General features: G+C 67.9%; 13 protein-coding genes. 6 read left to right on the forward strand and 7 right to left on the reverse strand.

Annotated features, from left to right (window positions below; all coding sequences use genetic code 11):
* Positions 1-70: 70 nt before the first annotated feature.
* The 5 genes from mce to ACFYRU_RS34895 all read left to right on the forward strand — a co-directional run bounded on the left by mce (position 71) and on the right by ACFYRU_RS34895 (position 6,428).
* A complete protein-coding gene (mce, locus tag ACFYRU_RS34875) occupies positions 71-496 on the forward strand; it encodes a methylmalonyl-CoA epimerase (protein ID WP_387666900.1) in 426 nt (141 codons plus the stop codon).
* A gap of 58 nt (positions 497-554) precedes the next feature.
* Positions 555-1,454 carry an anti-sigma factor RsbA family regulatory protein gene (locus ACFYRU_RS34880; protein ID WP_387666902.1) on the forward strand — a complete coding sequence of 300 codons (900 nt, stop codon included), beginning with the start codon at positions 555-557 and terminating at the stop codon, positions 1,452-1,454.
* Between the two features lie 140 nt (positions 1,455-1,594).
* A complete protein-coding gene (gene ccrA, locus ACFYRU_RS34885; RefSeq protein WP_387666905.1) occupies positions 1,595-2,926 on the forward strand; it encodes a crotonyl-CoA carboxylase/reductase in 1,332 nt (443 codons plus the stop codon).
* Positions 2,927-3,006: 80 nt separating this feature from the next.
* Positions 3,007-4,935: a transposase gene (locus ACFYRU_RS34890; RefSeq protein ID WP_387666907.1), complete on the forward strand. Its 1,929-nt coding sequence runs from the start codon at positions 3,007-3,009 to the stop codon at positions 4,933-4,935.
* The gene (locus ACFYRU_RS34895) at positions 4,932-6,428 is read left to right on the forward strand and encodes an AI-2E family transporter (RefSeq protein ID WP_387666909.1); all 1,497 of its coding nucleotides are present in this window, start codon (positions 4,932-4,934) and stop codon (positions 6,426-6,428) included. The genes ACFYRU_RS34890 and ACFYRU_RS34895 overlap by 4 nt, the downstream gene beginning before the upstream one ends.
* A 30-nt stretch (positions 6,429-6,458) precedes the next feature.
* Here the strand turns inward: ACFYRU_RS34895 and ACFYRU_RS34900 are convergent, their stop codons facing one another.
* Both ACFYRU_RS34900 and ACFYRU_RS34905 read right to left on the reverse strand, forming a co-directional pair.
* Complete coding sequence (locus tag ACFYRU_RS34900) at positions 6,459-7,091, reverse strand: hypothetical protein (RefSeq protein ID WP_387666911.1); 633 nt, start codon at positions 7,089-7,091, stop codon at positions 6,459-6,461.
* A 55-nt stretch (positions 7,092-7,146) separates the two neighbouring features.
* Positions 7,147-7,908 carry a phytanoyl-CoA dioxygenase family protein gene (locus ACFYRU_RS34905; RefSeq protein WP_387666913.1) on the reverse strand — a complete coding sequence of 254 codons (762 nt, stop codon included), beginning with the start codon at positions 7,906-7,908 and terminating at the stop codon, positions 7,147-7,149.
* An 86-nt stretch (positions 7,909-7,994) separates the two neighbouring features.
* Between ACFYRU_RS34905 and ACFYRU_RS34910 the strand changes: the two genes are divergently transcribed.
* Positions 7,995-8,771: a helix-turn-helix domain-containing protein gene (locus ACFYRU_RS34910; protein WP_387666915.1), complete on the forward strand. Its 777-nt coding sequence runs from the start codon at positions 7,995-7,997 to the stop codon at positions 8,769-8,771.
* 49 nt (positions 8,772-8,820) lie between these two features.
* Here the strand turns inward: ACFYRU_RS34910 and ACFYRU_RS34915 are convergent, their stop codons facing one another.
* From ACFYRU_RS34915 to ACFYRU_RS34935, 5 genes are read right to left on the reverse strand one after another with little or no spacing between them, the layout of a single operon-like run.
* Positions 8,821-9,576 carry a carbohydrate deacetylase gene (locus tag ACFYRU_RS34915; RefSeq protein ID WP_387666917.1) on the reverse strand — a complete coding sequence of 252 codons (756 nt, stop codon included), beginning with the start codon at positions 9,574-9,576 and terminating at the stop codon, positions 8,821-8,823.
* 11 nt (positions 9,577-9,587) lie between these two features.
* On the reverse strand, positions 9,588-10,334 hold the full coding sequence (locus ACFYRU_RS34920) for a PIG-L deacetylase family protein (RefSeq protein ID WP_387666920.1): 747 nt from the start codon (positions 10,332-10,334) through the stop codon (positions 9,588-9,590).
* Between the two features lie 10 nt (positions 10,335-10,344).
* Positions 10,345-11,214, reverse strand: a complete 870-nt coding sequence (locus ACFYRU_RS34925; RefSeq protein ID WP_387666923.1) for a carbohydrate ABC transporter permease — start codon at positions 11,212-11,214, stop codon at positions 10,345-10,347.
* Complete coding sequence (locus tag ACFYRU_RS34930) at positions 11,211-12,149, reverse strand: carbohydrate ABC transporter permease (protein WP_387666926.1); 939 nt, start codon at positions 12,147-12,149, stop codon at positions 11,211-11,213. Before ACFYRU_RS34930 ends, ACFYRU_RS34925 begins: the two co-directional genes overlap by 4 nt.
* The gene (locus ACFYRU_RS34935) at positions 12,146-13,420 is read right to left on the reverse strand and encodes an extracellular solute-binding protein (protein ID WP_387666929.1); all 1,275 of its coding nucleotides are present in this window, start codon (positions 13,418-13,420) and stop codon (positions 12,146-12,148) included. Before ACFYRU_RS34935 ends, ACFYRU_RS34930 begins: the two co-directional genes overlap by 4 nt.
* Positions 13,421-13,422 lie beyond the last annotated feature (2 nt).

Raw genomic sequence — 13,422 nt, forward strand, 5'->3', positions numbered from 1 at the left:
GGTCACACGGATCGTGTCAGCTCGGCCACTTTCGATGGTTCCCGGGCCCGGTCTGCGCAACGCTTGGCGGATGGATCAGCTGTTCGACGCGATCGACCACGTCGGCATCGCGGTGGCCGACTTCGACGAGGCCGTGCGGTACTACGCCGACGTGTTCGGCATGACCGTGGCGCACGAGGAGATCAACGAGGAGCAGGGCGTCCGGGAGGCGATGCTGTCGGTCGGCGACTCCGGTTCCTCGATCCAGTTGCTGGCTCCGTTGTCGGAGGCGTCGCCGATCGCGAAGTTCCTCGACCAGCGCGGCGCGGGCATCCAGCAGCTCGCGTACCGGGTGCACGACCTGGACGCGGTGTCGGCCGTACTGCGCGAACGCGGCGCGCGGCTGCTCTACGACGAGCCCAAGCGCGGCACCGCCGGGTCCCGGGTGAACTTCATCCACCCCAAGTCGGCCGGCGGCGTCCTGGTCGAACTCGTGGAGCCATCAAGCTCGCACTAGGTGTAACGGCGCGCTAAAGAACTGCCTGCTTGTCCGTTCGGCGGACTACTCTGTTCGGGTGCTGAAGGACAGCGCCACCGACTCCTTGCACGGTGCGCCGGCCGGATTCGAGCACGATGCCTTTGTCCATGCCGGGGACGAGGGCTTCGTGCAGCGTGCGGCTGCGTTCATCTCCGAGGGTCTGGCGGCGGGGGAAACCATCGTGGCCGTACTTCCACCGGAGCGGCTCGCGATACTGCGCGACGCCCTCGGTGCGACCCGGGACGCCGTCCGCTTTATCGATATGACCGTTGCCGGTGGCAACCCCGCGCGGCTGATCCCGTTCTGGCGCAACATCCTGGACCAGCACCCCGGACCGGTGCGCGGCCTCGGCGAACCGGCGTACCCAGGCCGCAACGCGGCGGCGTACGACGAGGTACAGCTGCACGAGGCGCTGTCCGGAATCGCGTTCGCGGCGGACCGGTCGTTCCGGTTGTGCTGCGCGTACGAGGCGACGGTCGGGATCGATCCGACCGCGACCCACGCCGGCGCGGATGCCCTTGCGGAGAAGGCTTTTCGGACCGCGTTGGACGCCGCACCGGACCGGGCCGAGCGATGGGAGTTCGGGCCGGACGAGCTCGGTGAGGTGCGGCAGTGGCTCAGCGGCCAGGCTGCTTCGCACGGGGTTTCGCGGGACCGGCTCGAGGACCTGTCGCTGGCGCTGCACGAGATCTGTACGAACAGCATCCGGTTCGGCGGCGGTCGCGGGCGGCTCGCGGTGTGGATCGCGAGCGGGGCGTTGATCTGTGACGTGACCGACCAGGGACGGATCGAGAACCTGCTCGTCGGACGGGTCCTGCCGCCACTCGACGGGCTCGGTGGCCGGGGTGTGTGGCTGGCGAACCAGCTGTGCGATCTGGTGCAGCTGCGGTCGGGTGACGACTTCACCCAGGTACGCCTGCACACCCACTTGCGCTGATAGGACCACTGACAACGGTGGACTGATCGAGTGACGGTCGTCTCACCCGGGGTTCGCTGTGTTACACGGCACAGCCACGGGCGCATACTCAGCGGTAAGTTCACCGCTCACCAGACCCCCGCGCTGCAGGAGGCCCTCTCGTGAAGCAGATCCTCGAAGCGATTCTCTCCGGTGACAACGCCGCCGTCGGAGAGCTCGACGTACCGGACCACTACCGCGGGATCACGGTGCACGCCGACGAGGCGGGCATGTTCGAGGGGCTGGACGCCAAGGAGAAGGATCCGCGCAAGAGCCTGCACCTCGACGACGTACCGACGCCCGAGCTCGGGCCCGGCGAGGCGCTGGTCGCGGTGATGGCGAGCGCGATCAACTACAACACCGTCTGGACGTCGATCTTCGAGCCGGTGTCGACGTTCGCGTTCCTGAAGCGGTACGGGAAGCTGTCGCCGCTGACGGCCCGGCACGACCTGCCGTACCACGTCGTCGGCTCCGACCTGGCGGGCGTCGTACTGCGGACCGGGCCCGGCGTGAACGCCTGGAAGCCCGGCGACGAGGTGGTCGCGCACTGCCTGTCGGTCGAACTGGAGTCGCCGGACGGGCACAACGACACGATGCTCGACTCCGAGCAGCGGATCTGGGGTTTCGAGACGAACTTCGGCGGGCTCGCGGAGATCGCGCTGGTCAAGTCGAACCAGCTGATGCCGAAGCCGGCGCACCTCACCTGGGAGGAGGCGGCGTCGCCCGGGCTGGTGAACAGTACGGCGTACCGGCAACTGGTGTCGGCGAACGGCGCCAACATGAAGCAGGGCGACGTCGTGCTGATCTGGGGCGCGTCCGGCGGGCTCGGCTCGTACGCGACGCAGTTCGCGCTGAACGGCGGCGCGATCCCGGTGTGCGTGGTGTCGTCGCCGGAGAAGGCGGAGATCTGCCGCGCGATGGGTGCCTCGCTGATCATCGACCGGTCCGCCGAGGGGTACAAGTTCTGGACCGACGAGCACACCCAGGACCCGAAGGAATGGAAGCGGCTCGGCGCGCGGATCCGCGAACTGACCGGCGGGGACGACCCGGACATCGTGTTCGAGCACCCAGGCCGGGAGACGTTCGGGGCGTCGGTCTTCGTCGCGCGCAAGGGCGGGACGATCGTGACGTGTGCGTCGACGTCCGGGTTCATGCACGAGTACGACAACCGGTACCTGTGGATGAACCTGAAACGGATCATCGGCTCTCACTTCGCCAACTACCGCGAGGCGTGGGAGGCGAACCGGCTCATCGCGAAGGGCATGGTGCATCCGACCGTCAGCCGGGTCTACCCGTTGGAGGAGACGGCCCAGGCGGCGTACGACGTACACCGCAACCTGCACCAGGGAAAGGTCGGCGTCCTCACCCTCGCACCCACCGAAGGCCTCGGCGTCCGCGACCCGGAACTGCGCGCCCGGCATCTGGATGCTATTAATCGCTTCCGTAACAGGTAGTTGGATTGGGCGTTTGGTTGGGGTTCTGACAGGCTTAAGGTGAAGGATTCACGCTGAGCCGCCAGAAGGGAAACTCCGGAATGCCTGACGAGTCGAGCCTGCCGTTCTTCGACCGTACGGCGACCGCGGCCGGGGGCTTCCCGGTCAGTCGCCGGGGGTACGACAAGCAGGCCGTGGACGATTACGTCCGCGCGCTGGAGATGCAACTCGTCGAGGCGCGGAACCGGGCCGACCAGTTGCAGCAGAACGTCGCGCCACTGCAGCACCAGCTCGAAGAGACCCGCCGCCAGCTCGAGGCCAGCGCGAACCCGTCGTACGCGGGCCTCGGCGACCGGGCCGCGCAGATCCTCCGGCTCGCCCAGGACCAGGCGTCCGAGGCGCTCGAGGAGGCCAAGCGCGAGGCCGAGGAGCTGCGCGCGAACGCCGCCAAGGAGGCTGCTGCCGCGCGCGCCACCGGCGACCGCGAGGCCGAGGACATTCGTACGGTCGCGCTGAACGAGGCCGACAGCATGCGCCGGACCGCCGAGGGCGACGCGGCCGAGCTGCGGCGTACGGCCGAGACCGAGGCCGCCGAGGTGCTGGAGTCGGCCCGCCGGAAGGCGGAGACGCTGCAGCTGACGGCCGAGTCGCAGGCGAGCACGCTGAAGAACGGCGCGCTGCACGAGGCGGAGAAGATCCGTACGGCGATCCAGCGCGAGTCGGCGGCGCTCCGTGCGCGGCTGGCGGACGAGCGCGAGCAGCAGGCGAAGGAGCTCGCCGACAAGCACCAGCAGATCGCGGCCGACACCGACAGCCTCACCACCCAGATGAAGGAGGCCGCCGAGGCGTCCGAGCGCCGGGTGGCCGAGGCGACCGAGCAGGCCCGCAAGATCCGCGCCGAGGCCGAGGAGTCGGCGGAGCGCACGCTGTCGCGGGCGCGGCGCGAGGCCGAGCAGCTGCTGACGACGGCGCGGACGCGTTCGGAGGCCGAGCTGGCGAACGCCGCCGACGAGGCGGAGCGCTCGCGGACCGTCGTCGCCCGCGAGACCGAGCGGCTGGCGAAGCGCCGCGACGGCATCCTCACCCAGATCGCCGGCCTGAACGAGATCGCCAGCAACATCGCCCGCCAGGCAGCCGAACTCGACTCCGAGACGGCGGCGGCGCCGTACGTGAACCCGTTCGCGCGGCCGGCCGAGACGCCCCGCCCGTCGGCAACCACGAACGCCCCGGGCACCGGCGCGGGCAGCCCGTTCGCCCCGGAGACCTCGTCCTCGTCAACCACGGACAAGCCCTTCGGCTCTTCCTCGAGCTCGTTCGGCGCGGAGACCTCGAGCAGCAGCCCGTCCACCCCGGAGGCGACCAGCCCCACGTTCGCCACTGAACCGAGCAGCACCTCGTCCGCCACCGAGACCCCCGACTCCAGCCCTTCCACCAGCCCATTCGGTGCAGAGGAGTCGAGCGGCGGCTCGTCGACCCCGGGGTCCAGCGCGTTCGGGGCGGAGAGCTCCTCCGCCACCTCCCTCGCGCAGGGCGGGTCGGCTGGCGGGACGGGATCGGTTGCCGGTGCGGGTGACTCGTCCGGCACGGGTTCGTACCCGGAGGCGACGGCGGAGGACAACCCGTTCCCGGGTGCTACGCCCGGTCCGATCGCGTCGTCGTACGACGATGACGAGGGTCCGTTCACCGGGTCGAGCCCGTTCGTCGGCACGGGTGCCGGTGACGCGCGGGTGGACGAGACGCGGATCGACACCGGACTGCGGGTCGACGCGAAGGACGCCGGCGACCTCGCGGACAAGACCAGCAAGACCGCCGGCGGCCCGGCGACCACCACCTCCGGCGCCGACGGCGCCGAGGAGCCGAAGGACTCGACGATGGTGGACGAGTTCCGACTGGGTGACCTCGGCAGCGAGGACACTCGGGTGAACACGCGGCCGTCCGCCTCGGCGAAGTCCACCGGGAGCAAGTCGTCCGCGGACGACAAGACCGATGCGGCCGGCCCGGGCGCGCGATCCCAGAAGGACAAGATGTGACGCCATCCGGCGACGACACCTCCACAGCGACCACCGACGCGGACCTCGCCGAAGCGACACGGGAAGCCAGGTCCGCGGCCGCCCGGGCCGAAGCCGCCGCCGGCAAGAGCCAACGAGCAGCCGCCGACGCAGCCGGCTCGGCCAAGTCCGCCGACACCTCCGCCGACGAGGCCGACGACTCGGCCGACCAGGCGGAAGCATCCGCAGACGACGCTGATGGGTCGGCCGACGAGGCGGAAGCATCCGCAGACACGGCGGATCGTGCGGCCGGCAAGGCGGACGCCGCTTCGGCGCAAGCCGGCCGGTCGGCCGCCCAGGCCGACCACGACGTCGACATCGCCGAGGAGTCCGCAGCCAAGGCAGGCGCAGCCGCCGACCGGGCCGACCATGACGTCGACATCGCAGACGAGCTGCTGATCGAGGAGCGGCACCCGTCCGAGGGGATGGGCCAGCCCGGTCCGCCGATCCGGCGCGGCAACCCGTTCACGTTCGGGTTCTTCGCGGCGCTCGGCGTACTCGTCGCCTGGGGCCTGTGGAACGCACTCGGCCAGGCCCGTTCGGTACTGATCCTGCTGCTGGTCTCGATCTTCATCGCCGTCGGCCTGAACCCGCTGGTCGAGTGGTTCATGCGCCGCGGCCTGAAGCGCGGACTGTCGGTCGGCGTGGTGTTCCTGCTGATGATCCTCGCGGTCGTCGGTGTCGGCGCCGCGATCGTCCCGGTGGTCACCGATCAGATCGACAGCCTGATCAAGAACGCACCCGGCTACCTCGACCTGCTCGAGAAGTCGAAGACGCTGACGAACCTGAACAACAAGTACCACTTCATCCAGAAGGCCCAGGAGTACATCCAGGACCCGGCGCTCGCCCAGCGTGCGTTCGGCGGCATCCTCGGCGTCGGCAAGGTGGTCGCGAACGCGCTGTTCAACACGTTCACGATCCTCGTGCTGACACTGTACTTCCTGGCGTCGCTCCCGTCGGTCAAGCGGGCCGCGTACAGCCTGGTCCCGAACACCCGGCGCCGGCGCGTCTCGATCCTCGGCGACGAGGTCCTCGGCCGGGTCGGCGGCTATGTCAGCGGCCAGTTCATGGTGGCGCTGTGCGCGGGCGTCACGATGTTCATCTTCCTGGAGATCATCGGCCTGCGGCAGTACGCGGTGGCGCTGGCGATCGTGGTGATGTTCTGCGACTTCATTCCGATGGTCGGCGGTTTCATCGGCGTCGTCGTGGTCTCGCTGATCGGCTTCACCGGCGGCCTCTGGACCGGCATCGCCTGCCTGATCTACGGCATCATCTACCAGCAGATCGAGAACTACGTAGTAGCCCCCCGCATCATGCGCCGAGCCGTAGACATCCCCGGCGCCGTAACCGTCATCGCAGCCCTCCTAGGCGGCGCCCTCCTAGGCGTAGTAGGCGCCCTCCTGGCCATCCCCTCCGCCGCCGCCCTCCTCCTGATAATCCGAGAAGTCTGGGTCCGCAAAGCCGACGCCTCCTAGAGCGTCTGTGCGCGGTTACTCTCTCTGTGCCTACACGCTTTGTCTCCGGGTAGATCCGTGGCCGGCGACGGTCTGACGCCTCCGGCTAGCGGGGGTCCGCCTGGCCGAAGCTTCGGCGTTCTGCGACGTCGACTGTCCGGCTGTGGGCCTCTTGGAGCGGCTGCTCCTGCCCTCCGTGACCTCGATGACGCGAAGGGACCGGCCGTCGTCGAGCTTGACGACGAGATCGTACGCAAACTCACGGCGCGCGGCCTTTGTCGCAGAACGAGACGCTCCTTCCGCGACGGACTGCACGAGCTGCGAGACGCGCTGGTGCGACACCCCGAGCACGCTACTCACGTCCCGCACCGGAACATCCACCTCGGTCAGCGCCGAAGCAACCTCGCGGGTGAGCTCGGCGACCAGCGACTCCAAGTCCTTCGCCCGGCGGCGTAGGCCGTCGACCAACGTCTTCGCCTCGAGCAGATCCTGGCCGCCGGCCTCGATGCCGGACACGTCCACCGCGACCTTCGACACGGGCACGTCGGTCGACACCGCGATGTACTCCCGGGCCATCCGCTCGACCTCGTCGAGTCGGCGAGCCTGAGTCAATCCGTCGATCTCAGGCACCGCCACCATCCACCAACGCCCTTCACGCCTGACGGTCACTTCGTACGTCTTCATGTAGCCAGCTTCGCCTAGGCGGCTAGACAGTTTCAAGGCCAGCCGGATAGACGATTCAGGCGGTGACGTCGAGGATGAAGTGTTGGGCGGGGGTTAGGCGGGTGTAGGTGTTGAGGCGGAGGTAGGTCTGTTGGTCGAGTTGTTGGGGGAGGGTTCGGTGGGTGAAGTAGGAGTGGAGGGCTCGGCGGGGGTGTTGGGTTTGGTTTTGGGTGCCGCCGTGCCATAGGTGGCTGTTGAAGATGATCACCGTGCCGGCTCGGCCCAGGAGTTGGAGCTGGTTGGGGTGGGGGGCGGCGGGGTCGGGCATTTCGTCGGTGGGGAGGGTGCCTCGGCGGTGGGAGCCGGGGACTACTCGGGTGGCACCGTTCTCGGGGGTGAAGTCGTCCAGAAGCCAGATCGAGTTGCAGACCTGGTAGGCGCCGGGCTCGACCGGATGGCCGAAGTCCGCGTGGAGGGCTTGGTGGCCCTGGCCTGGTAGGGCGGCTCGGCTGTTGAGTGAGGACAGGCGGAAGTCGCCCAGTACGTGATGCATCGCGGCCAGTACGCGTGGATGGCTGAAGCAGACTTCGAAGAGCGGGTCCTTGTTCACCAGGTCCGCGAGGCGGTCGGTGCCCTTCTCCTGGTGTACCTCGAGGCCGGCGCGATCACCTTCTGCCGCGGTCAGTTCGGCAAGGCGTTCGGTGATCGCGGACACCTCTTCCGCGGACAGGACTCCCTCCAACGGCAGGAAGCCGTCGCGGTCCAGCTGTTCCTTCTCGGCCGGCGTCAGTATGTCGTCGGTGACGCCGAGGTCGCGCAGCGCGGTCTGCATGTCCATCGCGGGTACTCCTTCACAGGATGCACGGATCGATGTCAGCATCAACCAGGCGTACCAACGAAACAATGCAGAAGGCGACAGACGTTATGCACAAATCGCCACAGCTCCTCGGCGCCGGCGTCCACACCGCGGCCCCGGGCAAGGACTACCCGCTGCACGCCCACACGTCCTGGGAACTCGTGTACTACGTTCGCGGCCGCATCACCTGCCCAGTCGGCGACGAGACGTACGACGCGACGCCCGGCACCGTACTACTCACCCCACCGAACACCTGGCACGCCGAGCAGAGCCGTACCGGGTACGCGAACCGCTTCCTCCAGGTAGATGCCCCGAGCAACCACCCGTGGCCGCGCAGGTGCTACGACGACACCGACCACACGCTGCGCCGGGTGTTCGACGCACTGGTCCGCGAGACCGGCAGCACCGAGCTCCGCGAGACAGGAAGTGACGAGCTCCGCGCGATCCTGCTCACCGAACTCGACCTCCGCCTCCGCCGCGCCGCGGCCCCACCACCCACGCCCGCCGAACAACTCGTCGCCCAAGCCGAGCAGCTCTTCGAGGAACGCTTCGCCGACCGTCCTCGCATCGCCGGCATCGCCCTCGAGCTGGGCATCTCCCCCTCAGGTCTGCGCGCCGCGTTCGCCCGAGTACGCCGTACCAGCCCGCAAGCCGCCCTCCAGGCCGTACGCCTCCGCCACGCCCTGGCCCACATCCGCAACTCCACCCTCCCCCTCCAAGCAATAGCCGACCTCACCGGCTACAACTCGGTCAGCCATCTCTCTCGCCACGTCAAATCCACCACCGGCACCCCACCCGGCGCCCTCCGCCCCACCTCCACGCGCCGAGTCGTGGCAGACGGCTAGGACCCCCGTCGTCGAGTCGTGGACATCGGCTCGCCGGAGCAGCCGTTTCTCACGACTCGGCGAAGGCTTCGTCGACCGTCGTGAGGGTGATGTTGTGGTCCGCGATGACCTGGCGGATCTCCGGGTCGAGGACGATCTCCTGGTCCGACAGCCGGTACTCCTCGGCCCAGCGGTACGTGTCCGAGCCCGGCCGGTGGAGCGCGCCCAGCTCGGGCTGAGCCGCGGCGCAGTGGGTCACGAGCAGGTGCACCCCGGGCGTCAGCTTGTCCAAGTACGACAGGGCCCAGGCCTTCTTGTCGGGCTGATGGCTCAGGGTTTCGATCGATCCGAACCGTTGCGCCTCGACCGGCGAGTAGATGAACGGCTTCCCCGCGGCCGCCGACACCTCGTCGTACGCCGACGGCACCGAAGCCCCCATGTGTACGTCGAGGTACCCGATCGTCAGCCCCTCCGCCGCGAACTGCGCGACCTGCGCCGACAGCTCCCGCACCGCGTCCTCGTGCGTGATCGCCGCACGCGCCTCCTCGACCGTCCGCAGGAACGTGCCGTCCGGACCCACCAACGAGACACCGTCGGTCAACGGCCGCCACCGGAGGAAGTCCCACTCGCACGTCAGCGTCTGATGTACGCCGAGCGGGATCGCGAACTCCCGCGCCAACGCCGCCGCCTCGGTGAACCAAGGACATGCCGCCATTGTCGAGACCTGCGTGACGATCCCTTCCCGGAACGCCTGCACGGTCCCGACATTCACGGCATGACACATGCCGAAGTCGTCGCCCTGAACGATCAGCTGAACCTCACTCATGCGAACAGATCCTACGGCCCGGCGAGCTTGCTGACTTCAGGAGTCGGGCTGGTGTTGAAAGCACATGCACGTGGGTACGACGCGAGGCAGCCGCGGGTCGTCATCAGCGCCGTGTAGTAGTCGATGTACCGGAACCCGTACGTCTCGCCCCGCGCGAACGCCTGGTGCCGGATCGCGGACACCCAGCGGTAGAACGCCTCGTCGGAGATCGGTACGTACCGCGTGGGCGTGAAGCCCTCCATGTCCTCCCAGTTCTCGGCGTGCATGAACGTCCGTACGCCGTGCCGCGGCAGCTCGGCCACCCGCGCGGCGAGTTCGGCGTACGGCGTGAGCGCCTTGAAGTCCTCGTCCGACTCGATCGGGAGGCCGGCCAGGAACCGTGCCCGCTCCGCCACGAGCGCGGTGTTCTCGTGGTCGCCGTGGATCGAGTTCTTCCAGTGCGTGATGATCGTGTCGGGCTTCTTCTCGCGGATGATCCGGGCCAGCTCGAGCGCGACGTCGTCGGTCGACGGCAGGAATCCGTCGCTGTGGTCGAGGACCTGGAAGTCGGCGCCGATCGCCTCCGCGAACGCCGTACCCTCGGCGATCTTCTGCCTCTTGTAGTCCGCCGGCGTCATCCGCGGGTGTCCGCGTTCGCCAGGGGTGAGCGCGACGATCGTCGCCGACGCACCCTCCAGGACGAGCTTGGCGAGCGTCGGCCCGGCGGTCAGGTCCATGTCACCGATGTGCGCGCCGATCGCCAGCACGTTGCCACTCATAGATCGCTCCTCATTTCAGGCCACTGAGCACGACGCCACGGACGTAGTACTTCTGCAACAGCAGGAACACGACCAGCACCGGCAGCGTGCTGATCACCAGCCCGGCCATCACGATCGGCATCGTCCGGTCCGGGTCGAGGAAGCTCTGCAGCAGTTGGATGCCGACCGGCAGGGTCTGCAGGTCGGGGTCGGACGACGAGATCAGCAGCGTCCAGATGTACTCGTTCCAGGTGCCGATGAACGTGATCAGGCCGAGCGTGATCGCGACCGGCTTGGTCTGCGGCAGCACGATCAGCCGCCAGGTCTGCCACTGGTTCGCACCGTCGATCTTGGCCGCCTCGAGCATCTCGTCCGGCAGCGGGACCATGAACTGGCGCATCAGGAAGATCCCGAATCCGCTGACCGTGAACGGCAGGATCAGCGCGATCAAGCTGGTGGTGAGGCCACCGTCACCACCGCGGCCGAGGATGTCGTTGCCGCCGGCAAGCGGCCAGTTCAGCATGATCAGGAACGTCGGGATCAACAGCAGGAACGGCGGCAGCATCATCGTCGCGAGGATGAACCGGAAGATCACCGCGCGGCCACGGAACCGCAGCTTGGCCAGGGCGTACCCGGCCATCGAGGACGTGACCAGCACGGAAACCGTGACCGAAACTGTGACGATCACGCTGTTCTTGAACAGGTGCAGCAGCTGCAGCTGTGCGAACGCCTCGCGATAGTTGTCGAGGTTGAACGACGAGGGCAGGAACTTGTACGGGATCACGCCGTACTCCCCCGCACCCTTGAACGAGCTCATCACCATGTCGAGGAACGGCATCACCATCGCCACCGCGCCGAGAATCACCACCAGGTACGCGAACCACGGAAAGCGCCGTTTCACGAGGTTTCCTCCCCGCGCCGCCGGGCGATCCACAGCTGCAGCAGCGTGATCGCCAGGATGATCACGAACAGCACCATCGCCATCGCGCTCGCCGTACCCCACGCGCCGTACTTGAACGCCCGCTGGTACATCTCGAACGCCGCGACGTTGGTCGCGTTCACCGGGCCGCCGTCGCCGGTCATCACGATGATCAGCGCGAACGACTGCAGTCCGCCGATGAACTGCGTGATCAGTACGAACAGCAAGGCCGGCCGCAGCAGCGGCAGCGTGATCGACCAGAACAGGTGCCACGAGTTGGCGCCGTCCACTTCGGCCGCCTCGTAGTACTCCGCGGGGATCGCCTTCAAACCGGCGGTCAGGATCAGTACGGCGCCGCCGATCGAGGCCCACGCCTGGACGACGGTCACCGACGGCAGCGCGTACGACGCGTCGGACAGAAAGCCGATGCTGTTCACGCCGAGCTTGTTCAGCACGCCGTTGATCAGCCCGGCCGGCTGGTACATCATCTTCCACACGTTGCCGATGGCCACCACCGTCGCGACCACGGGCAGGAAGTACAGCACCCGCCAGAAGCCCTGGAACGACAACCGGTCGATGCAGTAGGCAACGAGTACCGATCCGAAGGTGGCCAGGAACACCGAGCCGAACGCGAACAGCAACGTGTTCACGAGGATCGGCTTCACGAACGTCCCGTTGAAGCTCAGTACGTCGCCGAAGTTCTTGAAGCCGGCCCATTTCAACGTGCCGAGGTCGAAGCCGCCCCAGTCCGAGAACGCGAGCACGATCGCGAAGATGAACGGCAGGATCAGGAACACGCAGAAGAACAGCAGGGCCGGCGACAGGAACAGGTACGCCGCCCGCCCCTCGCGGTGCAGCTTGCCGATCCGCCGGGCCGGCACCGCGACGGCGCCGACCCTGGAGACGGCGGTCGTCATTGCGGCTTGACCGCCTTCGCGGCCTGGGCCAAGGCGTCGTCGGAGTTCTTGCCGTCGGCAAGTACGCCCATGATCGCGTTGTGCAGCGCGGTCTTCGCCTCGTACGCGCCGGGCTGGTTCGGCTCGGCCATCGCGTACGTCGCGGCGTCGTAGATCGGCGCCAGGTTCGGGTCGGACAACGACTTCTTGTACTCGGCCTGATCCGCGGTCCGCGGCGGGATCAGGCCCTGGTCGGCCAGCCACTTACCGGTCTCGGTCACCTTGCCGTCAGCCGTCTTGTGCTCGTTCATCCAGGTGAGGAACTTCCATGCCTCCGCCGAGTGCTTGCTGCGCTGGTTCACGCCCATGAAGAACCCGTACGCGAGCGAGCCCTTGCTGCCCGCGGTCGGGCCGGGGATCGCGGTCACGCCGACGTCGGTGGAGTACTTGTCCTTCATCTGCGTCTTCAGGCTGCCGATCCACCAGCCGGCCTGGATCGCCATCGCGACGCCACCGCTGCGGAACTGCTTGGTCGGCGAGATTGACGGGTTGGTCGCCTTCGCGGCCGCGAGGTCCGACTCGAACTTGAGCGCCGCCTTGCCCGCGGCGTCGTCGAACTGCGCCGTCCCGTCCGGTGCGAGGAACTGGCCGCCGGCGGAATCGAGCAGCGACAGGAACGGGTGCACCGACTTGTTGTCGCCGTCCTGGATCAGGCTGAGTCCTTCGACCTGGATGTTGCCTTTGGCATCCCGCTTGACTGTTTTGCGAGCGGCGTCGGCGAGCTCGGCCCAGGTCGTCGGCGGCTTGCTGATGCCGGCCGCGGCGAGGATCTTCTTGTTGTAGAACAGCACGTACGTGTTCAGCTCGGTCGGGTACCCGAGCAGCGTGTCGCCGGTGGTGACCGCGCCGAGCGCCGCCGGGCTGTACTCCGCCTTGATCTTGGTGGCGATGTCGTCCGGGACCTTCGCGACCACGTTCGCCTTCATCAGCTGGCCGCCCCACAGGCCGTACGCGCTGACGATGTCGGCGCCACGGCCGCCGGTCTGCCGGACCGTCATCGTGGTCAGCAGGTCGTCGAACTTGACCACCTGCGACTTCACCTGGATCTTCGGGTTCTCCTTGTTCCACTCCTGGATCATCTTGTCCAGGCCTTCCTTCGACGGGCCGTCGCTGTAGTGGCTCAACAGCGTCAGCTCGACCTTGTCGCCGCTGCCACCCGAACCGCTGCCCCCACCACAGGCGGCAGCGGTTGCGAGCAGGCCGAATGCAACAGCAAGCCGCAGAATCCTCATCG

This window comes from Kribbella sp. NPDC004536 (assembly GCF_042873835.1).
GTDB lineage: Bacteria > Actinomycetota > Actinomycetes > Propionibacteriales > Kribbellaceae > Kribbella.

Excerpts from the sequence above, each read along its gene's own strand:
- mce (WP_387666900.1), top strand. The coding sequence starts at position 71 with ATGGATCAGCTGTTCGACGCGATCGACCACGTCGGCATCGCGGTGGCC.
- ACFYRU_RS34890 (WP_387666907.1), top strand. The coding sequence starts at position 3,007 with ATGCCTGACGAGTCGAGCCTGCCGTTCTTCGACCGTACGGCGACCGCG.
- ACFYRU_RS34900 (WP_387666911.1), bottom strand. The coding sequence starts at position 7,091 with ATGAAGACGTACGAAGTGACCGTCAGGCGTGAAGGGCGTTGGTGGATG.
- ACFYRU_RS34905 (WP_387666913.1), bottom strand. The coding sequence starts at position 7,908 with ATGGACATGCAGACCGCGCTGCGCGACCTCGGCGTCACCGACGACATA.
- ACFYRU_RS34910 (WP_387666915.1), top strand. The coding sequence starts at position 7,995 with ATGCACAAATCGCCACAGCTCCTCGGCGCCGGCGTCCACACCGCGGCC.
- ACFYRU_RS34915 (WP_387666917.1), bottom strand. The coding sequence starts at position 9,576 with ATGAGTGAGGTTCAGCTGATCGTTCAGGGCGACGACTTCGGCATGTGT.
- ACFYRU_RS34920 (WP_387666920.1), bottom strand. The coding sequence starts at position 10,334 with ATGAGTGGCAACGTGCTGGCGATCGGCGCGCACATCGGTGACATGGAC.
- ACFYRU_RS34930 (WP_387666926.1), bottom strand. The coding sequence starts at position 12,149 with ATGACGACCGCCGTCTCCAGGGTCGGCGCCGTCGCGGTGCCGGCCCGG.
- ACFYRU_RS34935 (WP_387666929.1), bottom strand. The coding sequence starts at position 13,420 with ATGAGGATTCTGCGGCTTGCTGTTGCATTCGGCCTGCTCGCAACCGCT.